General features: G+C 58.5%; 10 protein-coding genes and 1 tRNA gene. 1 reads left to right on the top strand and 10 read right to left on the bottom strand.

Annotation, left to right across the window (positions count from 1 at the left end; genetic code table 11):
• Window positions 1-35: 35 nt before the first annotated feature.
• A complete protein-coding gene (locus BSF40_RS17025; RefSeq protein ID WP_095965941.1) occupies window positions 36-2225 on the bottom strand; it encodes a DUF1631 domain-containing protein in 2190 nt (729 codons plus the stop codon).
• A gap of 264 nt (window positions 2226-2489) precedes the next feature.
• On the opposite strand from BSF40_RS17025, the gene nadC reads away from it, so the two are divergent.
• Entirely contained in the window at window positions 2490-3338 is an 849-nt protein-coding gene (nadC, locus tag BSF40_RS17030; RefSeq protein WP_095965942.1) for a carboxylating nicotinate-nucleotide diphosphorylase, read from the top strand.
• A gap of 90 nt (window positions 3339-3428) precedes the next feature.
• Here nadC and BSF40_RS17035 read toward each other — a convergent pair whose 3' ends face one another.
• The 9 genes from BSF40_RS17035 to rimP form a co-directional block, all read right to left on the bottom strand.
• The gene (locus BSF40_RS17035) at window positions 3429-3734 is read right to left on the bottom strand and encodes a DUF6388 family protein (protein ID WP_015093442.1); all 306 of its coding nucleotides are present in this window, start codon (window positions 3732-3734) and stop codon (window positions 3429-3431) included.
• A 361-nt stretch (window positions 3735-4095) separates the two neighbouring features.
• A tRNA-Thr gene (locus tag BSF40_RS17040) sits at window positions 4096-4171 on the bottom strand.
• A gap of 140 nt (window positions 4172-4311) precedes the next feature.
• The gene (gene pnp, locus BSF40_RS17045) at window positions 4312-6417 is read right to left on the bottom strand and encodes a polyribonucleotide nucleotidyltransferase (RefSeq protein ID WP_007915263.1); all 2106 of its coding nucleotides are present in this window, start codon (window positions 6415-6417) and stop codon (window positions 4312-4314) included.
• Between the two features lie 206 nt (window positions 6418-6623).
• Window positions 6624-6893, bottom strand: a complete 270-nt coding sequence (gene rpsO, locus BSF40_RS17050; protein WP_015093441.1) for a 30S ribosomal protein S15 — start codon at window positions 6891-6893, stop codon at window positions 6624-6626.
• A gap of 118 nt (window positions 6894-7011) precedes the next feature.
• Window positions 7012-7929, bottom strand: a complete 918-nt coding sequence (gene truB, locus BSF40_RS17055) for a tRNA pseudouridine(55) synthase TruB (protein ID WP_007973105.1) — start codon at window positions 7927-7929, stop codon at window positions 7012-7014.
• A gap of 3 nt (window positions 7930-7932) precedes the next feature.
• Window positions 7933-8334 (bottom strand): 30S ribosome-binding factor RbfA, encoded by a 402-nt coding sequence (gene rbfA, locus BSF40_RS17060; RefSeq protein ID WP_008047443.1) that lies wholly within the window; start codon window positions 8332-8334, stop codon window positions 7933-7935.
• Between the two features lie 159 nt (window positions 8335-8493).
• Complete coding sequence (gene infB, locus BSF40_RS17065; protein ID WP_007973110.1) at window positions 8494-11019, bottom strand: translation initiation factor IF-2; 2526 nt, start codon at window positions 11017-11019, stop codon at window positions 8494-8496.
• A 27-nt stretch (window positions 11020-11046) separates the two neighbouring features.
• Complete coding sequence (nusA, locus tag BSF40_RS17070; protein WP_007973112.1) at window positions 11047-12528, bottom strand: transcription termination factor NusA; 1482 nt, start codon at window positions 12526-12528, stop codon at window positions 11047-11049.
• A 59-nt stretch (window positions 12529-12587) separates the two neighbouring features.
• Window positions 12588-13046: a ribosome maturation factor RimP gene (gene rimP, locus BSF40_RS17075; RefSeq protein ID WP_007973115.1), complete on the bottom strand. Its 459-nt coding sequence runs from the start codon at window positions 13044-13046 to the stop codon at window positions 12588-12590.
• Window positions 13047-13101 lie beyond the last annotated feature (55 nt).

A 13101-nucleotide genomic window follows, 5' to 3' on the forward strand; every position in this document is an offset into this window, starting at 1 on the left:
GGCACAGTATGCCGCGATATTCCCTCAAGGCGCGATCACTTGCCGCGCTTGAGGCGCTTTAGGTTGCCGATCACCCGCTCGAGAGCTCGCTCGAACAGCAAGGTGTCGTCAAGCACTCGCGCCACGCCATTGCGCAGCTCCAGGGCCAGGTCAGGGCGACTGCGCTCGAGCACTTTCATGCCGGTGCGGTTGACGAAGATGTATTGGCCGGTGGTTGCAATGATAGCCACCAGTTTCCAGCGAAGGCTGTTTTCCGGGTCTTCCTGAAACTCGACCCAACAGCCCGGAAGCATTTTATCGACCTGACGCAACCCCGCATCGTCCGCCAGCAAACGTATCGGCTCACTGTGCACCTGACTTTCGTCAGCCATGTGCAGGACGACAGGCGTCAGCACCTCGATCATCAGCGACGCACTGGCGGATGAGCCACCCGCTGCCTGAACGTGCAAGCTTTCCAGCTCGCTGAAAAATTCGCTGGCGGCAAACGGATCGAACGCCGATGAGTTCAGCCCGTCGCGCAACGACTTGAGCAAATCCGGTACCAGGGCGGCCAACATCCTGGCCGCATCGGACTCGTGGTGACGCTGAACGCTCCAGACCAATTGCTCCAGGGTACGCACATCGGCATGCCACTCTGCCGACTGATCGCCATGCTTGAGGTACGTCAGCAGCAGTACTTTGCTCCAGGCCTCCTGGACAAACCCCAGCACGCCTTGCGGCAGGAACTTGCCAAACAACGCCTGATTCAGCACCTGCTCGACACGCTGGCGGGCCAGCCCGGTCTTGGCCCGTCCTTCCTCGGCATCACGAATGCGCTGCTCGAGCAGCTCGCTGCGACGGCGCTCGTCCTGGGTAAACGCGAGAAAGTCGGCCAGCAGTTCGGAAAATATCGCGGGGTCATCGACAAAGTCATTCAACAAACGCTGTACGACCTGATCGATGCGCACGTACAGGCTGTCACGCTGATGATCGTCACAGGCGTCCCAACCCATTGCCGCGCTGGCGATTTCGTTGAGCAGGCGTCGTGCCGGATGACTGCTGCGACTGAAGAAACTCTTGTCGAGCACCGCCACCTTGACCAGTGGAATCTGCAGTCGGCCGATCAGCGCCTTGAGCGGATCCGGCAGATTGCGATCATCGAGCATGCATTCGAACAGCATGGCGACCAGGTTGATCACATCTTCATCGGCCTCCCCGAGAACCCGCGACCTGCCACTTTTGACGCTGACCCGGGTGAGTAACTGTTCGAGCTGGTTGCGCAGGTCAAAATCGTCCACGACTTCCGGAGCCGGCACGTATTGCTGCAAATGCGACAGCAGGCGCAACAGATCGCGCGTGGATATCGGCAGCGCAGTGGCACTGACTTCCAGCGTTGGCGACAGGCTGCCGCGAACGTTGAACAGCAGGGCCTGCAACGCGGCGAAAACCTCCTGGACATTGTCATCGATGGGCAAGCAGGCCGCGGTGACGGCCCCATCGGTCGATTCGACGAAGGCGCTGTCGGGTCGGCCCGTGGCACTACGCATCGGGGCCGGTTTAAGGTCAGGCAACACACCGGTTGCGAGCAGCAGTTGATTGGCTTCAGCGTAAAGCCGATCGGTGTCGCTCAGGACATAACGCTCGAACAACCCGAGGATGATCAGCTTGACCTTGATCTCCAGCCCCAGCTGGCGTGCAGCCTGCAAGAAGTATTCGCAGAGCATCGCCGGGCTCATGGGGTTGTGCAGATCGCCCAGCGCCTTGCCTGACAAGGCGCAGAGTCGGGCCGTCAGTTGATCCAGGGCCAACCCGTCGCGGTCCAGCACCCGGCTGACCATCGCATCCACCGCGACTGAACGCTCCCGCTCGTCATCGGTTTGCGCCAAGGATGCATTGGCCGCCAAGGCCTGGGGCATGGCGGCAATGGCAGGGTCGTATTGGGCAAGCCGGATGAACGCACCGAAGAACTGCTCGAGAAACACCCGCTCGATGCTTTTGTGCTTGAGACGCAAATCGCGCATTGTTTGAAAGAAGATGTTCTGCTCAACGTCACAGCGAGCTCGGTCGGCCATTTCGAAGAGGGTGTCGTCGGCGTTATCGAACAACGCCTGCAATCCGTGTCGCAGCTGTTGTGCGGCCTTGTCGCGGACCTGGAGAAGAATCGCCGGCAGTCGGGCGAGTGGCGAGTGAGCCACCTGGTCGGTAGTTGCCTTGTGCAAAGGCACTACATTCCCGTCGTTGTGCATTCGGCCTCCCTGGAACGGTAATGCTTCGAATCGTCAAATCGATGACGTCAAATACAAGGCGAATTATCTTGTAAAAGCTCCACCTTGCGCCAGAAGACTCTGCACCTCATCTCAAACAGGCGTTTGCTCGGTATCGATGGCCCACACCGACACCCTCAGGGATTCGACCAAATGCAGGCGCCTTCGCCAACGTAATGCTCTGATGCCTTGGGTTGGTCCATGCCATGGCCCTATAATCGAGCCACTTTGTTTGTGGAGTCCGTTATGCCGAATCTACGTCTCGCCGATCTGACCGCCGAAATCGAAGCCAACGTGCGCCGTGCGTTGCTTGAAGACATCGGCAGCGGCGACATCACCGCGCAGTTGATCCCGGCCGAACGCCTGGCCACAGCCACCATCATCACCCGCGATGCGGCCGTCATCAGCGGCACCGCCTGGGTGGATACCGTGTTTCGGCAACTGGACCCACGGGTGGCGGTGCACTGGCAGGTTGCCGACGGTGAACGGGTGACGCCCAATCAGGTGCTGTTCCACCTCGAAGGCCCGGCGCGCTCACTGCTGACCGGCGAACGCAGTGCCCTGAACTTCCTGCAACTGCTCTCGGGCGTCGCCACCCGCGCGCAATACCTGGCGGACTTCGTGGCCGAGACTCAGGTCAAGCTGCTCGATACCCGCAAAACGCTGCCGGGGCTGCGCCTGGCGCAAAAGTACGCCGTAACCTGCGGCGGTTGCCACAACCACCGCATCGGCCTGTATGACGCCTTCCTGATCAAGGAAAACCACATCGCCGCCAGCGGCGGCATCGCGCAGGCCATCGCGGCCGCGCACAAGATCGCCCCGGGCAAGCCGGTCGAGATTGAAGTGGAAAGCCTGGATGAACTGAAAGAAGCGCTGGCGGCCGGTGCCGACATCATCATGCTCGACGAACTGAGCCTGGACGACATGCGCGAAGCCGTGCGCCTGAATGCCGGCAAGGCCAAGCTGGAGGCCAGCGGCGGGATCAACGAGAGCACGTTGCTGCCGATTGCCCGGACCGGAGTGGATTACATTTCGATCGGTGCAATGACCAAGGATGTGAAGGCGGTCGATCTGTCGATGCGTTTGAGTATTTGAGAAGCAGTTAATAGCGACAAGCTGCAAGCTTCAAGCGGATCTGCCTTGACTTGAAGCTTGCCGCTTGAAGCTTGAAGCTTGAAGTTGCTCTCAAACTACCAGATTGTTCATCTCGCAGTATTCTTCCCACTCGACGCCCAGCACCTCGGCCGCTTCTTTGTGCAACTTCAGGCGTTCTGTCTCGTACTCCTCCGGGGTCGAGGTGTACTTGAGCGTCAGCTCCCACGGCTGCAAGCCCTGGGCTTCGGCTTCATCCTCGAAGGCCCATTGAATCTGGTCTTTCTGATCGTCCGGACTCAAGTCCTTGATCTCGTCCATCAATTCGGGCGCGTCCAGCACGTACTTCTTGAGGGCTTCTTCGTGTCTTTCTTCTTGGCTCAATTCTTTTACGGTCATGTTGTTCTCGCTGATCTGGGGAATGGAAGATGGATCTGGATCATCAAGGATCTCTCTGACGCAGAAGAACCGCTTGTAGCCCGGTCTGTCTGGCCTTCAGAACCATTCGGGATCATCTGAAAACTGCTGGGCGAAGCTCATGCAGGCTCCGAATATAGGATGTTTGTCGGACGATTTGCACGTCTCTTTACATCTCCCCACAAAAAGTTGTGCACAGGATGCGCTGATGGCGGCGAGAAGTTCAGACAGCAGCGGGATTTCCAGCCTGAAACGGGAAGTCAGCGACCAGGACCGCGAACCCGACAACCTCAAGCGGACCGTCGAGGACTTGAGCAGAAAGGTGAAATAACCAGGGGGGAGATGGTGCCCGAGACAGGAATCGAACCTGCGACCTTCGCGTTACGAGTGCGCTGCTCTACCGGCTGAGCTACACGGGCGGTGCGCTAAACCTAGCATTGCTATCGAGGTCCGGCAACTTCGCGCAATGTCTCGATGTTTCGCAGACAAAAAAAATGCCCCGCCGTTTTCACGGTGGGGCATTTTTTACAACGCTGAAGCGGTCAGGCGTAAGGCGCGATTAAACGCCCGAAGCCTTGGCTGCTGCCACGTCTTTGATGGACAGCTTGATACGACCGCGGTTGTCCACGTCCAGTACCAGCACTTCCACTTCCTGACCTTCTTTCAGGATGTCGGTCACTTTCTCTACGCGAGCGTCGCTCAGCATCGAGATGTGAACCAGACCGTCCTTGCCCGGCAGGATGTTGACGAATGCGCCGAAGTCGACGATGCGCTCAACCTTGCCGACGTAGATCTTGCCGATCTCGGCTTCAGCGGTGATACCCAGAACGCGCTGACGTGCAGCTTCAGCAGCTTCCTTGGTTTCGCCGAAGATCTTGATCGAACCGTCGTCTTCGATGTCGATCGAAGCCTTGGTTTCTTCGCAGATCGCACGGATGGTCGCGCCACCTTTACCGATGACATCACGGATTTTGTCGGTGTCGATCTTCATCGCGATCATGGTCGGAGCGTTGGCCGACAGTTCGGTACGCGACTGGCCGATGATCTGGTTCATCTGGCCGAGGATGTTCAGGCGCGCTTCCAGGGCTTGGCCCAGAGCGATCTCCATGATTTCTTCGGTGATGCCCTTGATCTTGATGTCCATCTGCAGCGCGGTGACGCCTTTGGCGGTACCGGCTACCTTGAAGTCCATGTCGCCCAGGTGGTCTTCGTCACCCAGGATGTCGGTCAGGACGGCGAACTTCTCGCCTTCTTTAACCAGGCCCATGGCGATGCCGGCAACCGGCGCCTTCATTGGAACGCCAGCGTCCATCAGGGCCAGGGAAGCACCGCAAACGGAAGCCATCGAGCTCGAACCGTTGGATTCGGTGATTTCCGACACTACACGGATGGTGTACGGGAACACGTCAGCGGCAGGCAGCATGGCCGAAACCGAACGACGGGCCAGACGGCCGTGACCGATTTCACGACGACCAGCACCACCCATGCGACCACACTCGCCCACCGAGAACGGAGGGAAGTTGTAGTGCAGCATGAACGGGTCTTTTTTCTCGCCTTCCAGGGTATCGAGCAGCTGTGCATCACGGGCAGTACCCAGCGTTGCAACGACCAGAGCCTGGGTTTCGCCACGGGTGAACAGAGCCGAACCGTGGGTTTTTGGCAGAACACCGACTTCGATGTTCAACGGACGTACGGTCTTGGTGTCGCGACCGTCGATACGTGGCTTGCCGTTTACGATGTTTTCGCGAACGGTGCGGTATTCGATTTCGCCGAAAGCCGCTTTGACTTCGCTGGAAGAAGGCTGGCCTTCTTCACCGGACAGCTTGGCAACGACCTGGTCCTTCAGCTCGCCCAGGCGAGCGTAACGGTCGGCCTTGACGGTGATGGTGTAGGCCTGGGAGATCGCTTCGCCGAACTCGGCACGGATAGCGCCCAGCAGTTCGGTGGCTTCTGGTGCAGGAGCCCAGGTCCAGGTTGGCTTGGCAGCTTCGGCAGCCAGTTCTTTGACCGCGTTGATCACAACCTGGAACTCGTCGTGAGCAAACAGTACCGCGCCCAGCATCTGGTCTTCGGTCAGCTCTTTGGCTTCCGATTCAACCATCAGCACGGCGTCCGAAGTACCGGCAACGACCATGTCCAGGCTCGAAGCAGCTTGCTGCTCGTAAGTCGGGTTCAGCAGGTAGCCGGTGCTTTCGTGGAACGCAACGCGGGCAGCGCCGATCGGGCCATCGAAAGGAATGCCGGAGATCGCCAGGGCAGCCGAGGTACCGATCATCGCAGCGATGTCCGGATCGGTCTTCTTGCTGGTGGAAACGACGGTGCAGACAACCTGCACTTCGTTCATGAAACCTTCAGGGAACAGCGGACGGATCGGACGGTCGATCAGTCGGGAAGTCAGGGTTTCTTTCTCGGAAGGACGGCCTTCGCGCTTGAAGAAACCGCCAGGGATCTTACCGGCAGCGTAAGTCTTTTCCTGGTAGTGAACAGACAGAGGGAAGAAGCCCTTGCCTGGATCGGCTTGCTTGGCACCGACTACGGTCACCAATACGCTGACGTCGTCGTCAACGGTGACCAATACTGCGCCGGAGGCCTGACGGGCGATACGGCCAGTCTCGAGGGTAACGGTCGACTGACCGAACTGGAATTTTTTGATTACCGGGTTCACGGTGTCCTACCTTCTTTGTGGCTCTTGGGGGAACTGGTTTCTTGCGAAATTCTTGGGCAATGTCGGGAATCGGCCCGACCGGCTTGTCCAGGTGTTACTCAGGCAAAGCAGGTATCCAGATAAAACTTGAGGCTGGGAGCCTGCCATGCGCCGGCGGGAAACCCGCTGGCGCACGACAGACAACCAACCTCTAGCGCAATCGCTTATTAGCGACGCAGACCCAGGCGACCGATCAGAGTCTGATAGCGACCCAGATCCTTGCCTTTCAGGTAGTCCAGCAGCTTACGACGCTGGTTAACCATGCGGATCAGACCACGACGGGAGTGGTGGTCTTTACCGTTGGCCTTGAAGTGACCTTGCAGCTTGTTGATGTTGGCGGTCAGCAGTGCAACTTGCACTTCTGGCGAACCAGTGTCACCAACAGCTTGCTGGTAGTCAGCAACGATTTGAGCTTTTTCTTGAACGTCGAGAGCCATGAGGCAATCCTTTTATCAGGAAACTGTTTGTCGAAAAACAGTTTCAACAGGCCAGGGACAAATCCCTGTATCTAAAAATGAGTAGTGACCGTGCCTGTTAACAGCCACCCTCGTTCGGTCATTCTGACCGAATCAGTCGACGCGGCGCGATGCGCCCGTCTTCGCTCACTTCACCGATACCGATGAAGCGACCATTGTGATCCTGTACCCGCACCATGCCGAACTTCGGTGCATCCGGGGCACGTACCGGCTGGCCGTTGAGCCAGTAGAACGCACTCGCTTCCGAGAACTGCAACAGTGGCCAATCCAGCAGGCCGCTGTCCGATGGCATCAGGAAGCGATCGACCGCTTCGTTGCCGCCTTCGGCATGTACAGCTTCCAGCTCTTCGAGAGTAACCGTCTGCGCCAGGGTGAATGGCCCGGCCTGGGTACGTCGCAGTTCAGCAACGTAAGCGCCACAACCGAGTTGCTCACCGATATCCTCCACCAGGGTACGGATATAGGTGCCTTTGCTGCAATCCACCGCCAGCCGCGCAGTATCTCCTTCGAAGGCCAGCAATTCCAAGCGCGTAATAGTAACAGAACGCGGTTCGCGCTCCACTACTTCGCCTGCACGAGCCAGCTTGTACAGCGGCTGGCCATCACGCTTGAGCGCCGAGTACATCGGCGGTATCTGACTGATTTGCCCACGAAATTTCGGCAGTACAGCCTCGATATCGGAGCGACCAACGGTCACCGGGCGCTCCTGCAAAACTTCACCTTCGGCATCCGCCGTGGTGGTGGTCTTGCCCAGTTGCGCCAGGGTTTCGTAACCCTTGTCGGAGTCGAGCAGGTATTGCGAGAACTTGGTGGCCTCGCCGAAGCACAGCGGCAACACGCCGGAGGCCAAGGGATCGAGACTGCCGGTATGACCTGCCTTTTCGGCGTTCAGCAACCAGCGAACCTTCTGCAAGGCCGCGTTGGAGGTGAACCCCAGCGGCTTGTCGAGAAGGATAATGCCGCTGACGTTGCGACGGATACGTTTGACCTGAGCCACCGATTACTCCTTGGTGTCTTCGGCTTCTGCCGTAACCGGATGCTGATTGTCTTCAGCCACTGCGCGCTCGATCAATGCCGACAGATGCGCACCACGCACGACGCTTTCGTCGTAGTGGAAGTGCAGCTGTGGAACGCTGCGCAGCTTCATCTCGCGAGCCAGCTGCATGCGCAGGAAACCGGCGGCGGAGTTCAGCACCTTGATGCTTTGTGCGATTTCTTCGGCGCTGTCCTGACCCATCACGGTGATGAAGATCTTGGCGTGACCGACGTCACGGCTGACTTCCACTGCAGTAATGGTGACCAGGCCGACGCGCGGGTCTTTGACTTCACGACGGATCAGTTGTGCCAGCTCACGCTGCATCTGATCGCCGATACGTTGGGTACGGCTGTATTCTTTTGCCATGTCTTGTTACCTGTAACTGCCCCACGGTGAAACCCGCAAGGTCTGAAAGCGGCAAACGCCCGGCCTGACAAAAGCCAGACCGGGCGTTGCGTTTAGAGTCCTGGTGACGAATTGCGCATTTGCATGCGGCTCCCCGTCACGGCTCCTGAAGTGCGCGAGTTAGAGGCTGCGAGCAACCTGCACCTTCTCGAAGACTTCGATCTTGTCACCGACCTTGACGTCGTTGTAGCTCTTCACGCCGATACCGCATTCCATGCCGGCACGTACTTCGGAAGCGTCATCCTTGAAGCGGCGCAGGGATTCCAGCTCGCCTTCGAAGATAACGATGTCTTCACGCAGTACACGGATTGGACGGTTACGGTGCACAACACCTTCGATAACCATGCAACCGGCGATCGCGCCAAACTTCGGCGAGCGGAACACGTCACGCACTTCGGCGATGCCCAGGATGTTCTCGCGAACATCGCTGCCGAGCATGCCGGTCAGGGCTTTCTTGACGTCTTCGATGATGTCGTAGATCACGTTGTAGTAACGCATATCCAGACCTTCCTGCTCGACGATCTTGCGCGCGCCGGCATCGGCACGCACGTTGAAGCCGAACAGTACAGCGTTGGAGGCCAGTGCCAGGTTGGCATCAGATTCGGTGATACCACCGACGCCGCCACCGACCACACGCACTTGCACTTCGTCGTTACCCAGGCCGTTCAAGGCGCCGTTCAACGCTTCGAGCGAACCACGGACGTCGGATTTGAGGACGATGTTGAGCGTCTTCTTCTCTTCCTGACCCATGCTTTCGAAGATGTTTTCCAGCTTGCCGGCGTGAGCGCGAGCCAGTTTGACTTCGCGGAACTTGCCTTGACGGAACAGAGCCACTTCACGGGCTTTCTTCTCGTCGGCAACCACGCTCATCTCGTCGCCAGCGTCCGGGGTACCGTCCAGGCCGAGAATCTCGACAGGGATGGCCGGACCGGCTTCCTTGATTGGCTTGCCGTTCTCGTCGAGCATGGCGCGAACGCGGCCATAGTTCGAACCGACCAGGACCATGTCGCCCTGACGCAGGGTACCGTCTTGAACCAGCACGGTAGCCACCGGGCCACGGCCCTTGTCCAGGCGGGATTCAACCACGACACCACGGCCAGGAGCCGATGGGGTTGCAGTCAGTTCCAGGACTTCAGCTTGCAGCAGAACGGCTTCGAGCAGTTCGTCTACACCGGTACCCATCTTCGCCGAAACCGGTACGAATGGAGTATCGCCACCCCACTCTTCGGAAGTCACGCCGTGTACCGACAGTTCGCTACGGATGCGATCGAGGTCAGCACCTGGTTTGTCGATCTTGTTCACAGCGACAACCAGCGGAACGCCAGCAGCCTGAGCATGCTGAACAGCTTCGATGGTTTGCGGCATCACGCCGTCGTCCGCTGCAACCACCAGGATCACGATGTCGGTCGCCTTGGCACCACGGGCACGCATCGCGGTAAACGCGGCGTGACCAGGGGTGTCGAGGAACGTCACCATGCCACGGTCGGTTTCAACGTGGTATGCGCCGATGTGCTGGGTGATGCCGCCGGCTTCGCCAGCAGCAACCTTGGCACGACGGATGTAGTCGAGCAGGGAAGTCTTACCGTGGTCAACGTGGCCCATTACGGTCACGACCGGCGCACGGGAAACGGCTTCGCCTTCAAACTTCAGGGACTCGGCCAGGGAATCTTCCAGGGCGGTGTCGCTGACCAGGGTCACTTTGTGGCCCAGCTCTTCGGCAACCAGTTGGGCAGTTTCCTGATCCAGTACCTGGTTGATGGTCGCTGGAGTACCCAGTTTGAACATGAACTTGATGATTTCAGCAGCCTTGACCGACATCTGCTGGGCCAGATCGCCCACAGTGATGGTCTCGCCGATCTTCACTTCGCGCACGACAGGGCCGGTCGGGCTCTGGAAACCGTGGGCGTTGCGCTTCTTCAGCTTGGCCTTACCGCGACCACCACGACGGAAGCCATCGCTTTCTTCGTCGGTAGTACGTGGGGCAACGCGTGGCGCTGGCGCCTTTTCCTTGACCGAAGCACGATGCGGAGCGTTTTTGCGCTCGCCATCGCCACCACCGCGACGATTGTTGTCGTCGGCACGTGGTTTGTCCGGACGACGCTGTTCGTCGCGCTTGCGAGTGTCTGCAGCAGGTGCCGGAGCAGCGGCCACAACCGGTGCGCTTTCACGCACTGGCTCGGCTACCACAGCAGGCGCTGCAACAGGTTCAGCTGGAGCGGTCGGCGCAGCAGCAGGCTGGCGACGCGCTTCTTCTTCGGCGCGACGCTTGGCTTCTTCTTCAGCCTTCTGACGTGCAGCATTTTCTACTGCGCGACGTTCATCCAGTTCACGCTTGCGCTCGGCTTCGATTTCTTCCGGGCTGCGCTGTACGAAGACTTTCTTCTTGCGTACTTCAACGCTGATGCTTTTGCTGCCAGCAACCCGCAGGGTGCTGGTGGTTTTACGCTGCAGCGTAATCTTGCGTGGTTCTTCCACTTTCGCCTTGTGGCTGCTTTTCAAGTGAGTCAGCAACGATTGCTTCTCACTGTCAGTCACACTTTCTTCGGCGGCGGTGTGCGGCAGACCTGCCTCACGCATCTGCTGCAACAGGCGCTCTACCGGTGTTTTGACCTCATCGGCCAGTTGTTTCACCGTGACTTGCGTCATGCACTTCTCTCCTCAGGCCGCGCCTAATTACTCGAACCAGTGGGCTCGGGCGGCCATGATCAACTTGCCGGCACGATCATCGTCAATGCCGTCGATGTCGAGCAGGTCGTCAATAGACTGCTCGGCCAGGTCTTCGCGGGTAACTACGCCGCGCACCGCCAGTTCCATCGCCAAATCCTTGTCCATACCCTCAAGCGAGAGCAGGTCTTCGGCCGGATGGGCGTCTGCCAGCTTTTCCTCAGTAGCGATGGCTTTGGTCAACAAGCGATCCTTGGCACGAGCGCGAAGCTCGTTGACGATTTCCTCGTCAAAGCCGTCGATGTTGAGCATTTCTTCCAGCGGTACGTAGGCAATCTCTTCCAGGCTGGTGAAGCCTTCATCTACCAGCACCTGAGCCAGTTCTTCGTCGACTTCCAGCTCGTCGATGAAGTTGCGCAGGATGTCGCCGGTTTCTGCTTGCTGCTTAGCCTGGATGTCCGATTCGGTCATCACGTTCAGGGTCCAGCCAGTCAACTGGCTGGCCAGACGCACGTTCTGACCACCGCGACCAATGGCCTGAGCCAGATTGTCTGCGCCAACGGCGATGTCCATTGCATGGGCATCTTCGTCAACGATAATTGCCGCAACCTCGGCCGGGGACATGGCGTTGATCACGAACTGAGCCGGGTTGTCGTCCCACAGAACGATGTCAACACGCTCACCGCCCAACTCACCCGACACTGCCTGGACGCGCGAACCGCGCATACCGATGCAAGCGCCTTGCGGGTCGATGCGTTTGTCCTTGGAGCGGACGGCGATCTTGGCGCGGGATCCCGGATCACGGGACGCAGCCATCACTTCGATCAGGCCTTCGGCAATTTCCGGCACTTCGATGCGGAACAACTCGATCAGCATTTCCGGCGCGGTACGCGACAGGATCAGCTGCGGGCCGCGGTTCTCGGTGCGGATTTCCTTGAGCAGCGCACGCAGACGCACGCCAACCCGGAAAGTTTCGCGAGAAATGATGTCTTCACGGGCCAGCAACGCTTCGGCGTTGTTGCCCAGATCAACGATCACGTTGTCGCGGGTGACTTTTTTCACGGTGCCGGAGATGATTTCACCCAGGCGCTCGCGATAAGCGTCAACAACCTGAGCGCGCTCGGCTTCGCGAACTTTCTGCACGATGACTTGCTTGGCAGTCTGTGCAGCAATGCGGCCGAATTCGATGGACTCGATTTTCTCTTCGACAACGTCACCGACCTTGGCGCCAGGGTGCGTTTCGGCAACCTTGCTCGGCCAGGTTTCGATGGCCGGATCGTCCAGGTCTGCCTCTTCGACGACCGTCCAGCGACGGAAAGTCTCGTAGGCACCCGTGTGGCGATTGATTTCCACACGCAGATCAACTTCGTCTTCGAAACGCTTTTTGGTCGCAGTGGCCAGGGCCAGCTCCAGCGCTTCAAAAATCACGTTTGCCGGTACACCCTTTTCGTTGGATACCGACTCAACAACCAGCAGTACTTCTTTGCTCATCGTACGCCTCGCCTTTCGCAAGCCATTGGATCCGCGGGATCCGCAGTATCTGGCACGCCTCAGTCAAAACTGGGAATAATGTTGGCCTTGTCGATCATATCGATCGGCAACAGGAACTCATGGTCTTCTACCTGCACCACGACATCCTGCTCTTCTACGCCGCGCAGAAGGCCCTGAAAGTTGCGTCGTCCTTCAAAAGGCGAGCGCAGCTTGATCTTCACTTGTTCACCGGCAAATTTTGCAAACTGCTCAAGAGTGAACAGAGGGCGTTCCATGCCAGGCGAGGAAACTTCAAGGGTGTATTCAACGGAGATCGGATCTTCAACATCCAGCACACCGCTGATCTGACGGCTGACGATGGCACAATCGTCCACCAGCACGCCGCCTTCTTTATCGATATAAACGCGCAACATCGAGTGACGACCCTGAGCCGAAAACTCGATACCCCAGCATTCATAGCCTAGGGCCACGACCACCGGGGCCAGCAAGGCCTGCAACTCTTCTAGCTTGCTCGACACCTGAACCCCCTAGTGCATGTATGTGCATGCTATGCAAAATAAAAAAATGGGCGAA

The organism is Pseudomonas sp. ACN5 (genome assembly GCF_002303975.1).
Classification (GTDB): domain Bacteria; phylum Pseudomonadota; class Gammaproteobacteria; order Pseudomonadales; family Pseudomonadaceae; genus Aquipseudomonas; species Aquipseudomonas laurylsulfatiphila.

Coding starts and splice junctions, on each gene's coding strand:
- rpsO (WP_015093441.1), bottom strand. CDS start 6,893: ATGGCTCTCGACGTTCAAGAAAAAGCTCAAATCGTTGCTGACTACCAG.
- BSF40_RS17025 (WP_095965941.1), bottom strand. CDS start 2,225: ATGCACAACGACGGGAATGTAGTGCCTTTGCACAAGGCAACTACCGAC.
- nusA (WP_007973112.1), bottom strand. CDS start 12,528: ATGAGCAAAGAAGTACTGCTGGTTGTTGAGTCGGTATCCAACGAAAAG.
- nadC (WP_095965942.1), top strand. CDS start 2,490: ATGCCGAATCTACGTCTCGCCGATCTGACCGCCGAAATCGAAGCCAAC.
- infB (WP_007973110.1), bottom strand. CDS start 11,019: ATGACGCAAGTCACGGTGAAACAACTGGCCGATGAGGTCAAAACACCG.
- BSF40_RS17035 (WP_015093442.1), bottom strand. CDS start 3,734: ATGACCGTAAAAGAATTGAGCCAAGAAGAAAGACACGAAGAAGCCCTC.
- rbfA (WP_008047443.1), bottom strand. CDS start 8,334: ATGGCAAAAGAATACAGCCGTACCCAACGTATCGGCGATCAGATGCAG.